We start from the raw sequence: 20,548 nt of genomic DNA, 5'->3' as shown, positions 1-20,548 counted from the left end.
TATAACATGGTTATGTGTGGATGGCAATGACAAGACGACAGTGAAAAGGACATGGCGACAAACCCGACGGCCCGGGAGCGACTAGTCGAGGCCGGCCTACGACTGCTCGAGGAGGACGGGCCGGAGGCGCTGCAGGCCCGCAAGGTCGCGGCGGCAACCGGACTTTCCACCATGGCCGTGTACACGCACTTCGGCGGGATGACGGGCCTGCTCGCCGCGATCGCCGCGGAGGCTTTCGCCAGATTCACCGACTGCCTGGCCGAGGTCGCGCACACCGGCGATCCGGTTGCCGACCTACTCGCCACCGGTTACGCCTACCGCCGTTACGCCCTGGCCAACCCGAACCGATACCGGTTGATGTTCGGGCTCGCCTCGCCGCAGATCTTCGAGTCACAGCGCGCCGATATAACGACCACCGGCAGTCCGAGCAGCGAACATCCCCGCGAGCCCTCGTTTGAGGTGCTGCTCGACGTGGTACGTCGGATGATGGCCGAGGGCCGCATTCGGCCCGACAACGAATACATCGTTGCCGGGCGGTTCTGGAGCGTCATGCACGGGTCCGCGCTGCTGGAAATGGCTGGCTTCTTTGGGCATTCCGACCACGGTCTGACTCAGATCGTCGGACCGCTCACCCTCGATCTGCTTGTCGGCATGGGCGACGACCGCGAACGGGCACTCAAATCGATGCGTCGAGTGCGCAATTCATTGACAGCCGAGTGAATCCGGCCCTTTACTGTGTATTTAGGCTGAAAATACTTGGGAATCGGGGACTCACATGTATTCGCACGGCGCATGAAAACGCTCGGGATCGTCGGCCTCGTTGTCGCGGCAATCTGTGTGTATCTCTCGACGGTCGCACTGTACGCGTTCAACGTCAGTTCGGAAATCACGGCAACAGACGACGTCACCACATCGCAGACGCGGGTGCGGATCGAGGTCCAGGGGATCGAACCGAACTACCAGGTGCTCAATACCAATCTGACGCTGTTTCCCGCCGCCGCACTGCTGAATCCGGCAGACGGCACGCTGCAGCAAGACGTCACGGCAATTGTCACCTCGGGCACCACGCCAATCCGGCGCACCTTCAGTCGCGGCATCACGCCGGGCACTGTGACCGTGCCGCTCACGCTCAGCGGCAACCTCGAGCAATGGCCCTTCGACAGCTACCACACCGGCACCATCTCCGCCGGGTTGCTCATCGGCGGCGCACCGCAACCGATCAAATTGGAACAGACCCAGATAGTCGGCAACATTCCCGGCTGGAGCGTGGACGTGAAGAAGACCGGACAGCACCACGCGCTGGCGATGGAATCGTTGACCCTGCACCGTTCCGAGGCGACCATCGCGCTCTCGGCTGTCGTGGTTGCCGTGCTGTTAGTTATCGCCACACTGGGGATGGTGGTGGCCATTCAGACCCTGCGAGGAAAGCGAAAGTTCCAGCCCCCCATGACGACTTGGTACGCGGCCATGCTTTTCGCGGTCGTGCCGCTGCGCAACGCATTGCCTGGGTCGCCGCCCTTTGGCAGCTGGATCGACATCGTCATCGTGCTCTGGGTCATTGCCTCACTGGTCATAGCAATGCTCATCTACATCGTCTGTTGGTGGCGGCACCTGCGTCTGGATCCGCCCGCACCCGCGCCCAAACCGGCACAACCGGCACAGTTATGAATTCTTTTGGGCTCTAGCCCATTTCTTATAGATCTTGATACTTGCCAAGACCTTCCACTGGGCAGGGCCGTTGCGTACCATCGAGATATCCCTGCTGCACTCGGTTCAAAGGGGTCGATGTGAGCGGCATTCGTTCAAGAGGTAACCGCGCAAAAGGCATTCGCGCAAAAGGCGTGGGCATTGATCTCGGCACCGCCAATACAGTGGTCGGCACCGTTGACGACGGCATCGTCCTCAACGAGCCGTCGGTCATGTTGGTGCGAGATAAGGACCCCACCAAGGCGGTAGCCATCGGCAAGGCCGCGCGTGACATCGTGGGTCGAACGCCGATCGGAATCAGCGCCGTGCGCCCAATGCGCGACGGCGTGATCGTAGACCTGGAGTCCGCCCAGGCCTTTGTCTCCGCAGTGGTGAAACGCGTTGCGCCACGGCGCTGGTACGGCCTGCGACCCAAGGGCGTCATTGCGGTGCCGGCCGGCGCCACCCCGCTGGAACGGCGCGCGCTGATCGAGGTCGGGCACGAGGCCGGACTGCGCAAAGTGGGGCTGATACCGGAACCGGTCGCCGGGGCCCTCGGCTGCGGCATCAATCCGATGGAGTCGCGTGCCCACTTGATTGTCGACATCGGCGGCGGCACTTCGGAAGTCACGGCGCTGTGCTTCGGCGGAATACTGTCGCACCGCAGCTGCCGCCTGGCCGGCGACGAGTTGACCGACGCGCTGTATCAATACCTGCGCACCGAGCACAAGATTGTCGTCGGCGAACTCACGGCCGAACGGGCGAAGGTCGGTTCGCCGGGAACCACGGAGGGCCACTCGCTGGTGGTCGAAGGCCGTGACGCGGTGACCGGTCGGGCTCGACTGGTAACGCTGGATACCGATGAAATTGTGGATGCCTTGCGGCCGACCACCACGGCGATCGTGCAGACACTCACCGCGTGCCTGGAAGACCTTCCAGCGCAAGCAATTGGCGATGTCATGGCCGAGGGTCTGCTCGTCGTTGGCGGCGGCTCGATGCTGCGCGGCGTGAGTCAACTCCTCGAGGACGCGTTCGGCCTTCCGGTCAAGACGGCCGACCGGCCACTCACGTGCGTCGCCGAAGGTGCCACCGCATGCCTGTCCCACCCAGAGGTCGTGGCGGCCTACAGCAACTGATTCAGCGGCTCGGCGGGGCCGGTGGCCGGGCGAAGTAACGCTCCATCAGCTTGACGATGATGGGTCCCGCCGACGTGGAACCGCCGCCGCCGCGAACATAGGCGGTGACCACGATGTCCGGCGCTCCGTACGGAGCTACCGCGGTGAACCATGCGTCCAGGTGTTGACCTGGGGCCGAAGGATCTTCGGCAGTTCCGGTCTTGGATCCGGCGGGCACGCGCAACGTTGCCAGCTGTCCACCGGTTCCTGCCGAGGCAGACAATCGCATGCCCTCCCTGACGGGGCCGAGCTTGTCGGCGAAGGGCAGCGGCTGCGGCGGTGCGGTCGGGATATCGATCGTATCCGTGGCGTTGCCGTACGACGCGGCGAGTTGCGGCGTCACCATAGCGCCCGTGGCGACCCCAGAAGTCCAGCGCGCCACCTGAATTGGCGTGGTCGCCACTGCGCCCTGGCCGATGCCCATGATCACCGTCGAGCCCGGATACCAGGTGGCGCCAATGTCGGCGATATTCTCCGGCGTGCCCAGGAAGCCCGAGATCTCGCCCGGCAAGTCGATGCCCGACGGCTCGCCCACGCCAAGTTGATGTGCCACCGCGGCAATGCGCTCCGGACCGAGCATCAACGCCAACTTGTAGAAGTAGACGTTGTCGGACCACTGGATGGCCTGCATGAGATTGTGCGGGCCCATCGCTTCCCAATTTCGGTACGTCTGCCCGCCGTAGGTGAATGCCGCGCCGGTCGGCACCACCGCGTCAGGTGAGAGCACCCCGTACTCGGCGTTCGCGGCGGCCATCACCAGCTTGAACGTCGATCCCGGCGGCGACGCCGTCTGCGTGTCGTGGTTCAGCATGGCTCCCGGCGTGTTGCTTTGCGCCGCGAGCGCAACGAGGTCCGGGGGCGGGCCGTAAACGTTGTTGTCGAAGCCGGGCACGCTGGCCAGTGCGAGCACGGCACCGGTCCGCACGTCCATCACCACCGCGCCGCCCATGTCGCCGCCGCTCGAGTGCACGACATCGGCGACTACTTGGTCGGCCAACTGCTGCAGTCCGAGGTCGAGATGCAGGCGCAAGTCGTATCCGCGAATCGGATCGACCCGTTCGGCGGCGCCCCGCGGGTGCCCCGCCGGATCGACGTAGACGCACTGCTTGCCGTCGATACCGCGCAGCAAAGCGTCGTACTGGCGCTCGAGACCGGCCTTGCCGACCCGCGATCCAAGCGCCAGGTTGGGCCACCGCTGCATGTCGCCGCGGTCCGCGACGCCGACGTAGCCGAGCACCGGGCCGAGCGCCGACCCTTGCGGGTAAAACCGCCGACCGGTGGGCACGACGAGCACGCCGGGTAAATGCGCGTCGATGATGCCGCGCGCCTGATCAGCATCGACCCGACCCAGGATGGCATTGATCTCGCCACCGCTGTCGTGCAGCCGCTTGCTCAGCTCATCAGTCGGAATTCGCAGGAGCCCAGCCAATTTCGCGTCGGTTGCCGAGTCGGCGGCGTCGAACATCCCCGCAACCGCGGAGACCGAATACTCGGGCACATTGACCGCCAGCGGCACCCCCTGGTCGTCGAGGATCTGCCCACGCTCGGCGGGAAGCCGGATACATCGGGTCATCTGCTCCAAGCCCATGGCGCGCAGCTTCGCCCCACGCGAATCCTGAAGCTGCCAGGCGAATACGGACATGGCGAGCAGCGATGCCGTGACGGCCAGCGCGCCCACCGATACTCCGCGCGGCAACCGGCGTCGCTTCCGCGGCGGCGCCCACAGCGGTAACTCGACTCCGTCCCGCCGCACGGCTAGGACCAGACCAAGCGCGACCAGGTGCATCACCGCGGTCGTCCCGCCGTAACTGAACAACGGGATCGGCTGGCCGGTATGCGGAATCAGCGACAGGTTGACGCCGATCGACACCGTTGCTTCCAGACCGAACAGCGCTCCCACACCCGCGGCAATCAGCGCCGTCCCGCGAGTTCGCGCCATGCGGGCCGCGACGACACACCGCCAGACGATAATCAAGATGGCGGCGACAACGGCGAGCCCGGCAAAGAGACCCCAGCCATAGATCAGGCTGGCGAAGGCCAGATCATGCTCGGGCTCGGGGACGTAGCTCCCCCGCAGCCGATACGTCGGATCACCGGCCATCCCCCACAGCCCACCGCTACCGATGGCTATATTCGCCTGCAGCGCAGCCCATCCCGATCCGCTCTGGTCGGACTTATTGGACAGGAAGACGTGCAGCCTGTCGAGCTGATAGGGCCGCAATACCAGGACGGCCAGCGGTAGCGCGGCGATCGCAGCGGCGAACAAGGGTGCCAGCGGAAGCAGCGGCACCCGCGCCAGGATCAACATGAGTGCCGCAACGGCCGCCAGCAGAATGGCGGTGGACAAATTCGGTTGCAGCAGAACGAGAATGACCGGCACGGCCGCTATGGACAACGCGATCGCGAGCCTGCTCAACGTGTAGCCGCCGGCCAGCACGTTGGCCAGCGCCAGAATGAGCGCGAGCTCGGCCAGGTCAGAGGGCTGAATGGTGAACGCCCCCAAGTCCAGCCAGCGCTGGGCGCCCTTGGCCGCCACGCCGATGACCGGGACAGCGAGCAGCAACACAGTCGACACCCCGAGAAGCACCCAGCCGAACCTGCGGATGTCACTGATACGCAAGCGGGACAGCGCGAGCATCACCACGATGCCCAGACCGGCGAAGCAGGCCTGCCGCGTGGCGTAGCTGAACATGCCCAGCGCGACCATGTTCAGCACACCGAGAATGACCAGGACTATCGCGGCGACGACGATCCAGGGATCGAATTCTCTTTTGTGTGTCAACGTCATTGGTGGGTCACCGTGTCTCAGCAAGCCACATTGGGTCCGGGGACTAACAATGGCGCGGATGCGGCTGCGGCCGGGTTCCCGGTCACGGCCACGACCGCGAACGCCTTACCCGGCGGCATCGCCACCCTGGTGACGCCGTATATCTGCGGGGCTCCCGCCGGCACCGGCACGGTTAACCGACCCACCGTCATGACCGCCTTCGAGCACTGGTCGTAAGCGCGCAATTCCCAACTCACCGGGCGTTGCTTGGGCGCCGGATCAATCTTGACGTCCACGCGAATCGTGCACGGTTGGCCGGGAGCGCAGGGGCCGTCGGCCAAGGTGGCTGACACCGCATTGATAGGCCCAGCGCTAGCCGGTGCCGGACTCGGCGCGCTCGGTCCCTGAGTGGGTGGTTCCGGCGGCGGCGACACCGGACTCAGCTGGTTCGAGATGGGTTCCGTCGGCGCGATAACCGCCTGCCAGCCCCGCTTGAGCTGCGCGAATACTCGCGGTGCCGCAACGGCTGCCCCGATCAGCACCACAATCACGGCCACGACGAGGATCCGCCGCCGCATCGATGCCAGCCGCCGCCTGCGATGCCACGGGTTCGTGCGCGGCAGCGGCCAATCCGCGGGCGTGAGAGAGTCCGCGCTCGCGTGCACCTCGATGGGCAACTGTGGCTCGTCGAGTTCGGTAGTGGCTGGGCTGTCGCCGGTGATCACGGCGACAAGTTCGCCGATTTCCGTGCGGGTGCCACGAACCCGGTCGTGATCGCTCGCGTCCAGGATTGGACCGATCGACTGCCGCACCCTGCGGGAGAGATCCGGCAGATCCGTTGGTTCGACAAGGGATTCGTCGAGTTTGTCGAGGTGTGCGGCAGCCTGAGCGTCGTGTGATCCGACCGCTAGTCGGGCGTTGTCGGCAATCAACCGCACAATTCTGGCCGCGTCGTCGACATTGAGCCACGGGGTCTCGCCACCGATATTGTCGACCGTCAATTCACCGGTAGACGAAACCATCACGGCGCGGTCCCGCAGCCGGACCGGAAAGCGTCCGCGCTGCTGGGCATCCGTTAGCCGATCGAGCAGGTCGCTGATCAGCAGTGCCGCCTGCGCGGGCGTCAGCGTCGCGATGGCGAGCAATTGACGCAACGGAACTCGATCGCCGGCGGAGTCGCGACGCTCCGGTTCGCCTTGCGGACGAACCAGCGCATGACTCTTCGGCGAACGCACTACGACCGGATCCATCATTTCGCATCCCCGAATGACACCGCCGCTACGCCTAATTCCATCTAACACGTGTCGGCGCCGCTGCGGAACTCGTCTTGATCACTGAAAGATCGCGGAGTGATAACGGCCGGGCAAACAGGCCCGGCCGCGGACAAGCTCAAGCCCGATGAGGTTCGCGACATGCCCGTAGAGATTCCGCGCAACTGCGCCGACGAAACTTCGCGCGGCCGACGGAATCCCGTCTATCACGCGAACTTTCGTTCGCACAGTAGCGGCGGTTCGATGCCGGCCCAAGATAACAATTGCTAGCGGCATCTAGGACACGCCCTAGATGACCCGAGATTTTCCAATTGGCCCAGCTACCTTCGACTCCCATGGATCCAGTGCGCAATCCGTACGCCCCGGGCGCCGGTCAGCGTCCGCCGGAACTTGCCGGACGTGACAGGCAGTTGAATGCGTTCGACGTGGTGCTCGAGCGCATCGCGCGCAGTCGTCCCGAGCGCAGCGTCATGCTGACCGGTCTGCGTGGTGTCGGCAAAACCGTTCTGCTGAATCAGCTTCGTTCCGCGGCGATTTCGCGCGGATGGGGTACCGGAAAGATCGAGGCCCGCCCGGACCAGGAGCTGCGCCGGCCGCTGGCTTCGGCGCTGCACATGGCGGTGCGGGCCATCGCCTCGGCGCACCGCAATCCGGAACGGGTCGACGACTTCCTCGGAATTCTCAAGGCCTTCGCACTGCGCGCGACCGCGGACAAGGGTATGCGGGAGCGCTGGCAACCGGGCATCGACGTGCCCGCGGTGGCCGGGCGGGCCGACTCGGGCGACATCGAGATCGACCTGGTCGAACTGTTGCTCGAGGCATCGTCGCTGGCGCGCGACGTAGGCGTCGGGATGGCGATCTTCATAGACGAGATGCAGGACCTCGGACCCGCCGACGTGTCGGCCATCTGCGGTGCCTGCCACGAGCTGAGCCAGGACGCCGCGCCGCTGATCGTCGTCGGTGCCGGTCTGCCGCACCTACCGGCCGTGCTGTCCGCGTCGAAGAGTTACTCGGAGCGCCTGTTCAGCTATCACCGCATCGACCGACTGGATCGTGAGGCTGCCGATCTCGCGCTCATCGCACCGGCCGAGCGGGAAGACGTGAAGTTCACGGACGACGCCCTGGATGCGCTGTACGCCAAGGCCGACGGCTACCCCTACTTCGTGCAGGCCTACGGCAAGGCGACCTGGGACCTCGCCGCGCAGAGCCCGATCACGTGCGAAGACGTCTACGTCGCCGCGCCCACGGCCGAAGAGGAACTCGCCGTCGGGTTCTTCGGTTCACGGTACGAGCGGGCCACCCCGGCCGAGCGCGAATACATGCGGGCAATGGCCGATCTGTCCGGCGACGACGGGCCTGTGGCAACCAGCGCGGTGGCCGCCGAACTCGGCCGCAAACCGGCGTCGCTGTCCCCCGCCCGCGACGGGCTCATCAAGAAGGGGCTCATCTATTCGGCCGAGCGCGGGACCATCGGGTTCACGGTCCCGCACTTCGGTCGGTATCTGCGCTCGCAGGCTGACTGAGGCTGCTGCGTCCCCCGCCGGCTAGCCCGCCACGGTCAGGTAGATCAGCGCCCCGTTCAGCAGGATGATCAGCCCGGCGACCAGCCACGCCAGCGCGCTGGTGACGCGGTGGTTGACGTCGGCGCCCATGAAGATCCGGTCGCTGGTCAACCGAACCAGTGGCACCAGCGCGAATGGAATCCCGAACGAAAGCACGACTTGGGAGACCACAAGTGCCCGCGTCGGGTCGACGCCCAGCCCCAGAATCGCGATGGCCGGAACCAGCGTGATCAACCGTCGCAGCAGCAGCGGAATGCGCTGACCCAGCAGACCCTGCATGATCATCGCGCCCGCATACGCGCCCACCGATGTGGAGGCGAATCCGGAGGCCAACAGGCCCAGGGCGAACAACAGCGCGACCACCGAACCCAGGCTGGCGCCCACCGCAGCGTGCGCGCCCTCGATCGAGGTGATCCCTTGCCCGCGCAGTGTGTTGGCCGCTAGCAGCAGCATCGCCAGGTTGACCGCTCCGGCCAGCAGCATCGCCAGCATGACGTCGAGCCGGGTGGCCCGCAGCAGGCGTCGCCGCGGCGCGCCAGCTTCGGGGTGTCCGTGCCGGTCCCGGGCGAGCCCGGAATGCAGGTACACGGCATGCGGCATCACGGTTGCGCCCAGCATGGCCGCCGCGAGCAGCACGCTTTCGGCGCCGTGAAACCGCGGGATCAACCCGCCGATGGTGTGGGGTACGGACGGCGGATCAACGAACACGCTGGCCAGGAAGCCGACAGCGATCACGCCGAGCAGTCCGGTGATCGCCCGCTCGAACTGGCGTTGGCCGCGACGGTCCTGCACGAGCAGTAACGCCATCGAGACGGCGCCGGTGATGAGCCCGCCGATCAGCATGGGCAGGTCGAACAGCAGATACAACGCGATCGCGCCGCCCACCACTTCGGCAAGGTCGGTGGCCATGGCGACGAGTTCGGCCTGACCCCAGTACGCGAGGCGGGTGCCGCGCCCGGTTCGGGTCCGGACCGCCTCTGGGAGCGTCATCCCGGTGACCAGCCCAAGCTTGGCGGATAGGTACTGAACTAGGCCCGCCATGACATTGGCGACCACGATCACCCAGACCAGCAGGTAGCCGAACTGAGCGCCCGCGCTGACGTTCGATGCCACGTTTCCGGGGTCAACATAGGCGACGGCGGCGACGAAGGCCGGCCCAAGCAGTACAGAACCCGTCCGAACCCGGTTTATCGCCGGTCGAACTGCGGTACTCACAGCCATCTTCCGCCTCCCGTTTACTTAGATTACGGGATACCAAACAAAATTGTTAGGCCGACACATGTCTCGACAGGCTGAGTGCACACTCGTACACTCACCGACATGCGGGAACAGAACTTGCGCAGGTCCGAGACGCGGGCCATGGCCAAGCTAGCCTTGGAGGAGCTCGCCGGGTCTGTAGACGGAATAGCGAAGGTCCACCACGCGGTGTCCGGCCGGGTATTCACCGGGCTCCGATTCGCCGGTCTCGGCAAAGCCACCAAACCGGTGCAGACCACGCACGACATCATTTCCACCGGCATCTACCGGGCCGTCGGCGTCACCGCTCGCACAATGGGTGAGGCAGCCGGCCGAACGGTCGACGTGCCGCTCGAGGTCGCGCCGTCGGAGACGGTTCGCGGCGCGGCGCTGCTGGGCGTGCTGCAGGGCCTGCGCGGCGATGCGCTCGACGCCGAAGGTTCGATGCTCGCCAGCCCAATGACCGTGCGACACAACGGCGCTGCGGTCGCCATCGAAAAGACCGCGCTGGCCGCCACGTATCCGAACGCGACGGGCCGGATCGTCATCTTCCTGCACGGCCTCATGGAAACCGAACACGCCTGGCGCATCGGCGGGCGGCCCAGCTACGCCGAACGGCTGCCGGGCGACATCGGAGCGACGTGCGTACAGATCCGGTACAACAGCGGCCGCCATATTTCGCACAATGGCGCCGAGCTCGCCGACCTGCTGACCAAGCTCGTTCGCGAATGGCCGGTCGACGTGGAAAGCCTTGCGCTGGTTGGACATTCCATGGGCGGGCTGGTGGTGCGCAGCGCTTGCTATCGGGCGAGCGGTGAACGGCAACCGTGGGTACGCAAGGTCACCCACGTCGTTTCGCTCGGTTCGCCGCATACCGGCGCGCCGCTCGAGCGAATCGTGCACTACGGCAGCGCCGCGCTGGTGCGGCTACCCGAGACGCGCCCCTTCGGCCGATTGCTACGCCGGCGCAGCGCGGGCATTCGCGACCTGCGCCAGGGTTCGCTTGTCGACGCCGACTGGACAGATCTGGACATCGACTCGCTGCGTCGGGTGGCCACTCAGGAGGTGCCGCTGCTCGACGGGGCGCTGCACTTCTTCGTCACTGCCTGTATCGCACGCAGCCCACGGAACCCGCTGGGTCGACTCATCGGCGACGGCCTCGTCATGGTGCCGAGCGCATCCGGTCGCAGCCGCTCCCGACGCATCGGCTTCCGAGATGAAGACGGCATGCATCTGCCGGGCGCCAATCACTTCACGCTGCTCAACAATGAGGCCGTCTACGACCAGCTCGTGCGCTGGTTGCAGACCTCGCCAGCCAAGGAGCTAACGGCTTGATTGGACTCTCTATCGCAATCTTGCCTCTTTCGTAGAGTTCGGTAGAGAGCTGAATAACCGGTCGCCGCGCTCGGGTGCAGTAGAAAGAGGCGATGGGCACAAATAAGGCGACCCTCGAAATCGACGGACTACACAAGCGATTCGGCGACGTCATCGCGTTGCGAGGAATGACGTTCGACATCCGGCCCGGTGAACTGTTCGGATTCGTCGGCAGCAACGGCGCCGGCAAGACGACGACCATGCGCATCGCACTCGGTGTGCTCGCCGCGGACGCCGGCGATGTGCGGTTCAACGGCAGACCCATCGGCCTGCAGGTCCGTAGGCGCATCGGCTACATGCCGGAAGAGCGCGGCCTCTACCCCCGTATGAAGGTGGGCGAGCAGCTCACGTACTTCGCTCGCATTCACGGGCTTTCGGCTACCCAAGCGCGCGACGCGGTGGCGCGATGGACCGAGCGGCTCGGGGTGGCCGGCCGTCGCGACGACGAACTACAGAAGCTCAGCCTCGGCAACCAGCAGCGGGTACAACTGGCGGCGGCACTGATTCACGACCCTGACGTCCTCGTCCTCGACGAGCCGTTCTCCGGACTGGACCCGGTCGCGGTCGACGTGATGAGCGACGTGCTGCGCAGCAAGGCTGCCGAGGGGGTTCCGGTGGTGTTTTCGAGCCACCAGTTGGACTTGGTGCAGAGCCTGTGCGACCGGGTCGGGATCGTGTCGGAGGGGCGGATCGTCGCGTGCGGCGGGGTCGGCGAACTACGTGAGCGCGGTAACCGGCAGTTACTCGTGGACGCACCTCAGGCGCGTAATGGCTGGGCCCGGGCCCTACCGGGCGTGACCGTCATCGATGAACCTGACGGGTCGGCGCGCCCGACACTGCTGCAATTGGACGCCGGCGCCGATGACCAGGCCGTGTTGCACGCCGCACTGGCTACCGGCCCCGTGCGCCAGTTCACCCGCCAACTGCCGACGCTGGCCGATCTGTTTCGTGACGTGGTAAGCGAGAAGGGAGAAGATGCGGCATGAATCGCACCGTTGAGACCGTTGGGCTCGTCGCGACGCGGGAAATCACGACGACGCTGCGCTCCAAAGGCTTTCGCATTCTGACGGCGGTCGTTGCGCTGGCCATCGTCGTCGCGGTAGTGGTGTTCAAGTTCGTCGCCGGCCACAACGACAACCACGCCACCGTCGGGCTGACCGCCGGAGAATCGTCGTTGGCCGCACCGCTGCAATCCAGCGCCGCGGCGTTGGGCCAGCCGATCCAAACCCAGCCGGTCGACGACGCAACCACTGGTCGCGCCAAGGTTCGCGACGGCTCGCTCGACGCGCTGCTACTTACGCAAAACGGGCAGCTACACGTCGTCGTCAAGACCAGCCTCAACGACAAATTGCACACCGTGCTCAATCTGCTCGCCCGCAGTCGGGCGCTCGACCAGCAGATCACCGCGCTCGGCGGAAATCCCGCCACGGTCAACGAGGCGGTGCAGGCGGCCCGCGTGTCGGTCGAAGCGCTTTCGCCGCCGAAGCATTACGACACGGCCCGCATCGTGCTGGGCAGCATCGCCGGGGTCTTGATCTACCTCTCGCTGTTCATTCAGGGCCAGCGGGTCGCCCAAGGCGTGATCGAGGAAAAGTCGAGCCGCGTCGTGGAAGTGCTGCTCGCGTCGCTTCGGCCCTGGCAGTTGATGACCGGCAAGGTGCTGGGCATTGGGGTTGTGGGCCTGATCCAGATGGCCATCTATGGCGCGGTGGGGATCGGCCTGGCAACCGGCCTCGGCGTGCTGAGCATCTCCGCCTCCGCTGCGGCCGGAATCGTCGTCTGGCTCATTGCGTGGTACCTGCTCGGCTACTTCCTGTATGCCTTCGTGTGCGCTGCGGCGGGTGCACTGGTCTCGCGTCAGGAAGACGCTGCCGGGGTGGTGATGCCGGTGCTGCTGCCGGTCATAGGTGGCTACGTTCTGGGCATTTCGATACTGCCGTCCGATCCCGGAAGCACGCTGTGCGAGGTGCTGTCGGTGATTCCGGTGTTCGCCCCCACCCTCATGCCGATGCGGCTGGCCATGGGCGGCGTCCCGGTGTGGGAGATGGTCCTGTCGGTGGTGCTGGTGATCGGCGCGATTCCGCTGCTCATCTGGCTTTCCGGAGTCATCTACGGGAATGCGGTGTTGCGTATCGGGGCGCGGGTGAAGCTGCGCGCAGCAGTTCGGTCGTAATTGCTAGCCATTGGTAGCCGTCTCTACCACTGTCTACGGATCTGCGTAGATGGGCGAATTTTCGACCCGCAATCGTGTCGAGCCGGTGTCGTGACCGAAGTTTGACGTAACGGTCCTTACTCTCCCAACGACATGCAGGCAGAGGATCGAGCAGCGAAGGGGGCGGACATGACGGCACTTCGGGCAATTGAAACCGGTTGCCACACCGCGTTCCCCGCGCCCGCTCCTCGCCGCAGCACAGTCGCCGCCGACGACGGCGTGCCGCTCGCCGTCACCGAATACGGCAGCCCGTCGGCGCCGTTGACGATAGTTTTCGTGCACGGCCACTGCTTGCGCTCCGAGTCGTTCGATTATCTGCGCGAGCACCTGGGCACAACGTTTGGCACGGATACCCGCATGGTGTTCTATGACCACCGCGGTCACGGCAACTCGGGCAGCGGACCGGTCCACAGCTACACCATCGATCAGCTCGGCCACGACCTCGACGTCGTGCTCCGGACAGTGGTGCCGACCGGACCGGTGGTCCTGGTCGGACACTCGATGGGCGCCATGACGGCGATGGTCTATGCCCGCCAGCACCCGGAGCAGATCGGCTCACGCATCGTCGGTATCGGCCTGCTCGCCACCGCGGCCAGCGGGATCACCGAGGCTGGGTTCGGCAAGTTCCTGCGCCGGCCCACGGTGGCCGTGCTGAACGCCGCAGTCCGGTGGGCGCCCGGCGTCCTGCACGCGTCCAAGCGGATGGGCCGCACGATCTGCGCACCGATCGTTCGCAACGCCGGGTTCGGCAACCGTCGCGTCAGCCCGGCGATGGTCGCGTTCGCCACCGCCATGCTCAACGAGACGTCGGTGGTCACGATGTCGAGCTTCCTGGCCTCGTTCCGCTCGTTCGACGAGTCGGCCACGCTGGCGTCGCTGTCGTGCATTCCGACCCTGGTCATCGGCGGCTCGGCAGACTTCATGACCCCGTTTCAGCACTCGGTGGCAATCGCGCAGCGGGTCTCAGGGGCCGAGCTGGTTTGCCTGGACGGCGCCGGTCACAGCCTGATTCTGGAGCGGGCTGCCGAGGTCGCCCGCTCCATCGCGGCCCTGGTGAGCCGGGTCAGCAACGAGCTGGCCTCGTCTTACGAACTCGCCGCCGCAAGCTGACACGTCCGACCGGGTGTCCCCCGAAGACTCGAGGCGCCGCGAGCGACCGGGGTCGGGCGCGAACGGTGCCGATCGGGTGCGGGTGTCCCGCAAGACACAGGTGTGACACGCACCACACCACCCTTCCGACGTTTCGACAGGCGAAGAACCTGTGCGGCTTCGCGAACTTCACGTAGTGTGGCGATGATCACAGAGAAGTTCTGGTCGGAGGTATTTGATGTCAACCACCGAAATCAACGAACTACGCCAGACCATCGCAGCGCTTCGCCAGTCCGTGAATAACTTGCGGGCCGCGTATGGCGATGCGAGTGCGATTCGCCGCTTGGAGAACGACGTCGAACGCCTCGACATCGACGCCAGCGAGTTGGCCGAGTCCCCACCCCCGCAGGTGCCGCGCCAGGCCCGCGACGTGATCTACGTGCCGGACAGCCGGTCCGATGAATCCGCGTGGATGGGCGCCCAAGACGAGGGCCTCGGCTTCCACTCGCGCGAGCGGACGAAGTGAGCGCCCCGGCCACCGTAAAGCCAAGCGGAACAGGCGTCTTCGCGCCCACTCGAGCCAAGCTCGCCGTCCGCACCCTGCGAACCGACAGGTGGTGGGTGCCACCACTGGCCACCACTGTTGGACTGGCGATTTTTGTTGTCTACGCGACGACACGGGTATTCATCCGATCGGCGTATTACGTCTCCGACTATCACTACCTGTCGCCGTTCTATTCGCCGTGCCTGAGCACCTCGTGTGTCGAGGGTTCGACCCACCTCGGCACGCCGTTCCCGGATCTGCCGATGTGGATTCCGTTGGCGGTCATCTCGCTGCCGTTCCTGCTGCTGTTCCGGCTGACCTGCTACTACTACCGCAAGGCCTACTACCGGTCGGTGTGGCTGTCCCCGCCCGCGTGCGCGGTGGCCGAGCCACACCGGACCTACAGCGGCGAGACGCGGTTGCCGTTGATCATCCAGAACGTGCACCGCTACTTCTTCTATATCGCGGTGATCATTTCTGGGATCAACACCTACGACGCGGTGGTGGCGATGCAGTCGCCGGGCGGCGGTTTCGGGTTCGGGCTGGGCAACATCATCCTGTGGATCAACGTGATTCTGCTGTGGGCGTACACCATCTCCTGCCATTCCTGCCGGCACATCACCGGCGGGCGCCTGAAGCACTTCTCCAAGCATCCGATCCGCTACTGGGCGTGGACGCAGATCTCCAAGCTGAACACCCGGCACATGCAGTTGGCGTGGACCACCTTGGCCACCCTGATGATCGCGGATTTCTACGTGATGCTGGTGGCCAGCGGAACCATCGCCGACCCGCGCATCGTCGGTTAAAACCCGAAGCGCACGTGAAGCAACCTCCTACGTTGGGAGCTAGGTAGTCAATGACGGAAGTAGAACGGCATTCCTTCGACGTCGTGGTCGTCGGTGCGGGCGGCGCGGGGCTGCGCGCCGTCATCGAGGCCCGCGAGCGCGGCTTCTCGGTGGCGGTCGTGTGCAAATCGCTGTTCGGCAAGGCCCATACGGTGATGGCCGAGGGCGGTTGCGCCGCGTCGATGGGCAACGTGAACTCGAAGGACAACTGGCAGACGCACTTCGGCGACACGATGCGCGGCGGCAAGTTCCTCAACAACTGGCGCATGGCCGAGCTGCATGCCAAGGAAGCGCCCGACCGGGTGTGGGAGCTCGAGACCTACGGCGCCTTGTTCGACCGCACTAAGGACGGCCGGATTAGCCAGCGCAACTTCGGTGGCCATACCTACCCGCGACTCGCGCACGTCGGTGACCGCACCGGGCTGGAACTCATCCGCACAATGCAGCAGAAGATCGTCTCGCTGCAGCAGGAAGACTTTGCCGCGACCGGCGACTACGAGTCCCGCATCCGGGTGTTCGCCGAGTGCACCATCACCGAACTGATCAAAGACGGTGACCGCATCGCCGGCGCGTTCGGCTACTACCGCGAGACCGGACGCTTCGTGTTGTTCGAGGCGCCGGCGATCGTGCTGGCGACCGGCGGCATCGGCAAGTCCTTCAAGGTGACCTCCAATTCGTGGGAGTACACCGGCGACGGACATGCGCTGGCGCTGCGGGCCGGCGCGACGCTGATCAATATGGAGTTCGTCCAGTTCCACCCGACCGGCATGGTCTGGCCGCCGAGCGTGAAGGGCATCCTCGTCACCGAGGGCGTCCGCGGCGACGGCGGCGTGCTGAAGAACTCCGAGGGCAAGCGGTTCATGTTCGACTACATCCCGCCGGTCTTCAAAGGCCAGTACGCGGAGTCGGAAGAGGAAGCCGACCAATGGCTCAAGGACAACGACTCGGCCCGACGCACGCCCGACCTGCTACCGCGTGACGAGGTGGCCCGGGCGATCAACTCCGAGGTCAAGGAGGGGCGCGGCTCACCGCACGGCGGGGTGTACCTCGACATCGCCTCCCGGATGCCTGCCGACGAGATTCTCCGACGCCTGCCGTCGATGCAACACCAGTTCAAGGAGCTCGCGGACGTCGACATCACCAAGGAGCCGATGGAGGTCGGCCCCACCTGTCACTACGTGATGGGCGGCATCGAGGTGGACCCGGACACCGGCGCGGCGAAGGTGCCGGGCCTGTTCGCCGCCGGCGAGTGCTCGGGCGGCATGCACGGCTCCAACCGCCTCGGCGGCAATTCACTCTCGGACCTGTTGGTGTTCGGGCGCCGCGCCGGGCTCGGCGCCGCTGAGTACGTCGCGGACCTGCAGAACCGGCCGCGGGTCGAGCAGTCGGCGATCGACGCTGCGGCACGAAAAGCGTTGGCGCCGTTCAACCCGCCGTCCGACGGCGCGGCCGAGAACCCGTACACCCTGCACATGGACCTGCAGGACACGATGAACGAGCTGGTCGGCATCATCCGCAAGCACGACGAGATGGAGCAGGCCCTGGAAAAGCTCGCCGAGTTGCGCGAGCGGATGAAGCACGTCACCGTCGAGGGTCACCGCCAGTTCAACCCCGGCTGGCACCTCGCGCTCGACCTGCGCAACATGCTGCTGGTCAGCGAATGCGTGGCGATGGCCGCGCTGATGCGCACCGAAAGCCGCGGCGGCCACACCCGCGACGACTACCCGTCCATGGAAGCCGAATGGCGGCACAAGCTGCTGGTGTGCTCGGTCGACGGCGGCGATGACGAGTTGGTGCCGACCGTGCGGGTCACCGAAGAGGAGCAGGTCCCCATGCGGCCGGATCTGCTGGAGACCTTCGAGATCGGCGAGCTGGAAAAGTACTACACCGACCGAGAACTCGCGGACCATCCCGGCAGGAAGGCGTAGACCATGGGTTACGACGCCAAGTTTCGCGTCTGGCGCGGCGACATCGACGGTGGCGGACTGCAGGACTACACCGTCGAGGCAATGGACGGCGAGGTAGTGCTCGACATCATCCACCGCCTGCAGGCGACGCAAGCGCCCGACCTGGCTGTGCGGTGGAATTGCAAGGCCGGCAAGTGTGGATCCTGCTCGGCGGAGGTAAATGGTCGTCCTCGGCTGATGTGCATGACCCGCATGTCGACGTTCGCGGAGGACGAGGTCATTACCGTGACGCCGCTGCGCACATTCCCGGTGATCCGGGACCTCGTCACCGACGTCAGCTTCAACTACACCAAGGCCCGCGAGATCCAGTCCTTCACACCGCCGCCGGACCTGAAGCCCGGTGAGTACCGGATGCAGCAGGAGGACGTGAACCGCTCCCAAGAGTTCCGCAAGTGCATCGAATGCTTCCTGTGCCAGAACACCTGCCACGTGGTGCGTGACCACGAAGACAACAAGCAGGCCTTCGCCGGGCCGCGCTACCTCATGCGCATCGCTGAGTTGGAGATGCATCCGCTGGACGTGGCCGATCGGCGCGACGCCGCTCAGGAAGAACACGGACTGGGCTTCTGCAATATCACCAAGTGCTGCACCGAGGTGTGCCCGGAGAACATCAAGATCACCGACAACGCGTTGATCCCCATGAAGGAACGGGTGGTCGACCGCCGCTACGACCCGCTGGTGTGGCTGGGCAACAAGCTGTTTCGCCGCTGAGCTGCTGAGGCGCGCGCAATCACGCGCCAATCACAGGACAGCAACCACCGTCGCTGACACGAGAAAAATCAGGACGCCCGCGAAAAGTGCGCCGACTACGGATGCGGTGAGCAATCCGACGCCCAGCGTGGCCACCATCGTCAGCAAACCCACGATGAGCCACTCGACCCAGTCGCCGCCCAACAGCACAAAGCCCCACTTGGGTGGCTGGTGCTTAACCGCGCGATCCATTTCTTCGGTCTACCCCGATTCCCGAAGCGTTAATCACGATTGGATCATCGACGTGTGTCGATATGGATATTATTGAATGCTTCTGCTATAAAAGCTAGCCCTAATCGGCCGAAAAGTCCGGATCATCCCCCGCCGGCCGCCGCCGGTGCTCCGCGAAGCGCTCCGCGGCCCGAACCTGGCGTTCGGGGCAAAATTCCGTTGGCGTGTCGCGCCATAACCTGCCACGCTTAAGCGGTGACTACTCCTCCACATACCCGCGAAGAGGGCGAGCTGACGTCCGACGGTTCGGTCGGGCCGGACGACAAGCTCGACGCCGCGGTGTTCAAGATCGCCGGCGTCGTCGTGCTGGGCGCGATCATGTCGATTCTCGACATGACGGTCGTCAGTGTCGCGATCCCGACCTTCCAATCGGAATTCCACACCACATACGCGATCGCCGCCTGGGCGATGACCGGCTACACCCTCGCGCTGGCAACAGTGATCCCGCTGACCGGGTGGGCGGCAGACCGGTTCGGCACCAAGCGGCTCTACATTCTGGCGCTGGTGTTGTTCGTGCTCGGGTCGGTGCTGTGCAGTACGGCCTGGGACATCGAGTCATTGATCGGCTTCCGCGTCATCCAGGGCCTCGGCGGCGGCATGCTCATGCCGCTGGGCATGACGATCATGACCCACGCTGCAGGTCCGCAGCGAGTCGGCCGCGTCATGGCCGTCCTCGGGGTGCCCATGCTGCTCGGCCCGATCAGCGGCCCGATCCTCGGCGGCTGGTTGATCGAGTCCGCGAGTTGGCACTGGATCTTCCTCATCAACGTTCCGATCGGCATCGTCGCGCTTATCGCCGCGATCACGCTCCTGCCCAGCGATGACCCGTCGCCGTCGGAATCGTTCGACTTCCTGGGCATGCTGCTGCTGTCGCCCGGCTTGGCGCTGTTCCTGTTCGGCGTCTCCTCGATTCCGGAAATGGGCACGATCGCCTCGGCCCGGGTCTTGGTTCCGGCCGCGATCGGCCTGGTGCTCATGGTGTCGTTCGTCTTCCACGCGCTGCGCACCGTCCATCCGCTCATCGACCTGCACCTGTTCCGCAACCGCAACCTCACGGTCGCGGTCATCACCATGACGCTGTTCGCGATTGCGTTCTTCGGTGCCGGGCTGCTGATACCCAGCTACTTCCTGCAGGTGCGCGGACAGAGCACACTGCACGCCGGACTGATGGTCGCCCCGCAGGGTCTCGGCGCCATGCTGACCATGCCGGTCGCCGGCAAGCTGGTCGACAAGATCGGCCCTGGAAAGATCGTGCTGTTCGGCATCACGCTCATCGGCATCGGCATGGCGGTGTTCACCCAGGTCGGCGCGGATACGTCCTACGCGGTGCTGCTCGGCGCGCTCTTCGTCATGGGCCTCGGCATGGGCGCCACGATGATGCCGATCATGACCGCAGCGCTGCAGACGCTGACTCATCAGGAGGTGGCGCGCGGATCGACGCTGATGAACATCATCAACCAGACCGGCGGCTCCATCGGTACCGCCACGATGTCGGTGATTCTGACCAACCTGATCAAGAGCCACGACTTCGCTGGTCCGGCCATCGCGTCGCGCAACGATCCGAGCATTGCCGGAAAGCTCCCGCCCGGCGCGCTCGACACCGGATTCGCGCAGGCGGGCAGCGCGTTCGGCCACACGTTCATCGTGGCGGTCGTGCTGATCGCCCTGACGATCATTCCGGCCTTCTTCCTGCCGCGGAAGCGGCCGGCAGAAACCGCGCCCGAGGGTGAGATGCCGGCCATCGCCGTGCACTGACCTCACCTGCCCCTCGAGGTCACCCGCACATTGTCAACGCACTGCAGTCGATCGACTGCAGTCGGACGACAACTGGCGGGTGAC

Annotated in this window: 17 protein-coding genes; 13 read left to right on the top strand and 4 right to left on the bottom strand. The window is 65.4% G+C overall.

The annotated features are described in order from the left end of the window. Positions 1-51: 51 nt before the first annotated feature. From FOS14_RS08100 to FOS14_RS08090, 3 genes are all read left to right on the top strand, one after another. Complete coding sequence (locus tag FOS14_RS08100) at positions 52-720, top strand: TetR/AcrR family transcriptional regulator (RefSeq protein WP_143769786.1); 669 nt, start codon at positions 52-54, stop codon at positions 718-720. A 72-nt stretch (positions 721-792) separates the two neighbouring features. Beyond that, the gene (locus FOS14_RS08095; protein ID WP_143769785.1) at positions 793-1,668 is read left to right on the top strand and encodes a DUF4436 family protein; all 876 of its coding nucleotides are present in this window, start codon (positions 793-795) and stop codon (positions 1,666-1,668) included. A gap of 119 nt (positions 1,669-1,787) precedes the next feature. After that, a complete protein-coding gene (locus tag FOS14_RS08090; RefSeq protein ID WP_255450155.1) occupies positions 1,788-2,822 on the top strand; it encodes a rod shape-determining protein in 1,035 nt (344 codons plus the stop codon). 1 nt (position 2,823) lies between these two features. Here FOS14_RS08090 and FOS14_RS08085 read toward each other — a convergent pair whose 3' ends face one another. Together FOS14_RS08085 and FOS14_RS08080 are read right to left on the bottom strand one after the other, a co-directional pair. Then, positions 2,824-5,649 carry an FtsW/RodA/SpoVE family cell cycle protein gene (locus FOS14_RS08085; RefSeq protein ID WP_143769784.1) on the bottom strand — a complete coding sequence of 942 codons (2,826 nt, stop codon included), beginning with the start codon at positions 5,647-5,649 and terminating at the stop codon, positions 2,824-2,826. Between the two features lie 17 nt (positions 5,650-5,666). Beyond that, on the bottom strand, positions 5,667-6,881 hold the full coding sequence (locus FOS14_RS08080; RefSeq protein ID WP_143769783.1) for a hypothetical protein: 1,215 nt from the start codon (positions 6,879-6,881) through the stop codon (positions 5,667-5,669). 353 nt (positions 6,882-7,234) lie between these two features. Between FOS14_RS08080 and FOS14_RS08075 the strand changes: the two genes are divergently transcribed. Continuing rightward, positions 7,235-8,422, top strand: a complete 1,188-nt coding sequence (locus FOS14_RS08075) for an ATP-binding protein (protein ID WP_143769782.1) — start codon at positions 7,235-7,237, stop codon at positions 8,420-8,422. A gap of 21 nt (positions 8,423-8,443) precedes the next feature. Here FOS14_RS08075 and FOS14_RS08070 read toward each other — a convergent pair whose 3' ends face one another. Next, positions 8,444-9,682, bottom strand: coding sequence for an Nramp family divalent metal transporter (locus FOS14_RS08070; RefSeq protein WP_185981668.1), 1,239 nt, complete (start codon positions 9,680-9,682; stop codon positions 8,444-8,446). Between the two features lie 99 nt (positions 9,683-9,781). Here FOS14_RS08070 and FOS14_RS08065 point away from each other — a divergent pair, with 99 nt between their 5' ends. The 8 genes from FOS14_RS08065 (at position 9,782) to FOS14_RS08030 (ending at position 18,439) form a co-directional block, all read left to right on the top strand. Beyond that, positions 9,782-11,032: an alpha/beta fold hydrolase gene (locus FOS14_RS08065; protein WP_143769781.1), complete on the top strand. Its 1,251-nt coding sequence runs from the start codon at positions 9,782-9,784 to the stop codon at positions 11,030-11,032. Positions 11,033-11,124: 92 nt separating this feature from the next. Beyond that, positions 11,125-12,057: an ABC transporter ATP-binding protein gene (locus FOS14_RS08060; protein ID WP_143769780.1), complete on the top strand. Its 933-nt coding sequence runs from the start codon at positions 11,125-11,127 to the stop codon at positions 12,055-12,057. After that, positions 12,054-13,244 carry an ABC transporter permease gene (locus tag FOS14_RS08055; RefSeq protein ID WP_143769779.1) on the top strand — a complete coding sequence of 397 codons (1,191 nt, stop codon included), beginning with the start codon at positions 12,054-12,056 and terminating at the stop codon, positions 13,242-13,244. Before FOS14_RS08060 ends, FOS14_RS08055 begins: the two co-directional genes overlap by 4 nt. 168 nt (positions 13,245-13,412) lie before the next feature. Beyond that, entirely contained in the window at positions 13,413-14,393 is a 981-nt protein-coding gene (locus FOS14_RS08050; RefSeq protein ID WP_143769778.1) for an alpha/beta fold hydrolase, read from the top strand. Between the two features lie 217 nt (positions 14,394-14,610). Continuing rightward, complete coding sequence (locus tag FOS14_RS08045) at positions 14,611-14,898, top strand: hypothetical protein (protein WP_143769777.1); 288 nt, start codon at positions 14,611-14,613, stop codon at positions 14,896-14,898. Beyond that, positions 14,895-15,722, top strand: a complete 828-nt coding sequence (locus FOS14_RS08040) for a hypothetical protein (RefSeq protein ID WP_143769776.1) — start codon at positions 14,895-14,897, stop codon at positions 15,720-15,722. Before FOS14_RS08045 ends, FOS14_RS08040 begins: the two co-directional genes overlap by 4 nt. A gap of 50 nt (positions 15,723-15,772) precedes the next feature. After that, entirely contained in the window at positions 15,773-17,689 is a 1,917-nt protein-coding gene (locus FOS14_RS08035) for a fumarate reductase/succinate dehydrogenase flavoprotein subunit (protein WP_143769775.1), read from the top strand. Between the two features lie 3 nt (positions 17,690-17,692). Further along, positions 17,693-18,439: a succinate dehydrogenase/fumarate reductase iron-sulfur subunit gene (locus FOS14_RS08030; protein WP_143769774.1), complete on the top strand. Its 747-nt coding sequence runs from the start codon at positions 17,693-17,695 to the stop codon at positions 18,437-18,439. A gap of 30 nt (positions 18,440-18,469) precedes the next feature. On the opposite strand, the gene FOS14_RS08025 is transcribed toward FOS14_RS08030, so the two are convergent. Beyond that, on the bottom strand, positions 18,470-18,670 hold the full coding sequence (locus FOS14_RS08025) for a hypothetical protein (RefSeq protein ID WP_143769773.1): 201 nt from the start codon (positions 18,668-18,670) through the stop codon (positions 18,470-18,472). Between the two features lie 270 nt (positions 18,671-18,940). Between FOS14_RS08025 and FOS14_RS08020 the strand changes: the two genes are divergently transcribed. Continuing rightward, positions 18,941-20,464 carry a DHA2 family efflux MFS transporter permease subunit gene (locus tag FOS14_RS08020; protein WP_255450172.1) on the top strand — a complete coding sequence of 508 codons (1,524 nt, stop codon included), beginning with the start codon at positions 18,941-18,943 and terminating at the stop codon, positions 20,462-20,464. Positions 20,465-20,548 lie beyond the last annotated feature (84 nt).

Source organism: Skermania sp. ID1734, assembly GCF_007489285.1.
Taxonomy (GTDB): Bacteria; Actinomycetota; Actinomycetes; order Mycobacteriales; family Mycobacteriaceae; genus ID1734.
Note: the sequence above shows the minus strand (reverse complement) of the source record. Positions and strands in the feature narration are given on the sequence as shown.

What these genes read in the sequence shown, in the direction of transcription:
- FOS14_RS08025 (WP_143769773.1), bottom strand. Translation starts at nt 18,670, where the DNA reads ATGGATCGCGCGGTTAAGCACCAGCCACCCAAGTGGGGCTTTGTGCTG.
- FOS14_RS08095 (WP_143769785.1), top strand. Translation starts at nt 793, where the DNA reads ATGAAAACGCTCGGGATCGTCGGCCTCGTTGTCGCGGCAATCTGTGTG.
- FOS14_RS08065 (WP_143769781.1), top strand. Translation starts at nt 9,782, where the DNA reads ATGCGGGAACAGAACTTGCGCAGGTCCGAGACGCGGGCCATGGCCAAG.
- FOS14_RS08030 (WP_143769774.1), top strand. Translation starts at nt 17,693, where the DNA reads ATGGGTTACGACGCCAAGTTTCGCGTCTGGCGCGGCGACATCGACGGT.
- FOS14_RS08085 (WP_143769784.1), bottom strand. Translation starts at nt 5,649, where the DNA reads ATGACGTTGACACACAAAAGAGAATTCGATCCCTGGATCGTCGTCGCC.
- FOS14_RS08100 (WP_143769786.1), top strand. Translation starts at nt 52, where the DNA reads ATGGCGACAAACCCGACGGCCCGGGAGCGACTAGTCGAGGCCGGCCTA.
- FOS14_RS08070 (WP_185981668.1), bottom strand. Translation starts at nt 9,682, where the DNA reads ATGGCTGTGAGTACCGCAGTTCGACCGGCGATAAACCGGGTTCGGACG.
- FOS14_RS08045 (WP_143769777.1), top strand. Translation starts at nt 14,611, where the DNA reads ATGTCAACCACCGAAATCAACGAACTACGCCAGACCATCGCAGCGCTT.
- FOS14_RS08055 (WP_143769779.1), top strand. Translation starts at nt 12,054, where the DNA reads ATGAATCGCACCGTTGAGACCGTTGGGCTCGTCGCGACGCGGGAAATC.
- FOS14_RS08080 (WP_143769783.1), bottom strand. Translation starts at nt 6,881, where the DNA reads ATGATGGATCCGGTCGTAGTGCGTTCGCCGAAGAGTCATGCGCTGGTT.
- FOS14_RS08060 (WP_143769780.1), top strand. Translation starts at nt 11,125, where the DNA reads ATGGGCACAAATAAGGCGACCCTCGAAATCGACGGACTACACAAGCGA.
- FOS14_RS08050 (WP_143769778.1), top strand. Translation starts at nt 13,413, where the DNA reads ATGACGGCACTTCGGGCAATTGAAACCGGTTGCCACACCGCGTTCCCC.
- FOS14_RS08035 (WP_143769775.1), top strand. Translation starts at nt 15,773, where the DNA reads ATGACGGAAGTAGAACGGCATTCCTTCGACGTCGTGGTCGTCGGTGCG.
- FOS14_RS08075 (WP_143769782.1), top strand. Translation starts at nt 7,235, where the DNA reads ATGGATCCAGTGCGCAATCCGTACGCCCCGGGCGCCGGTCAGCGTCCG.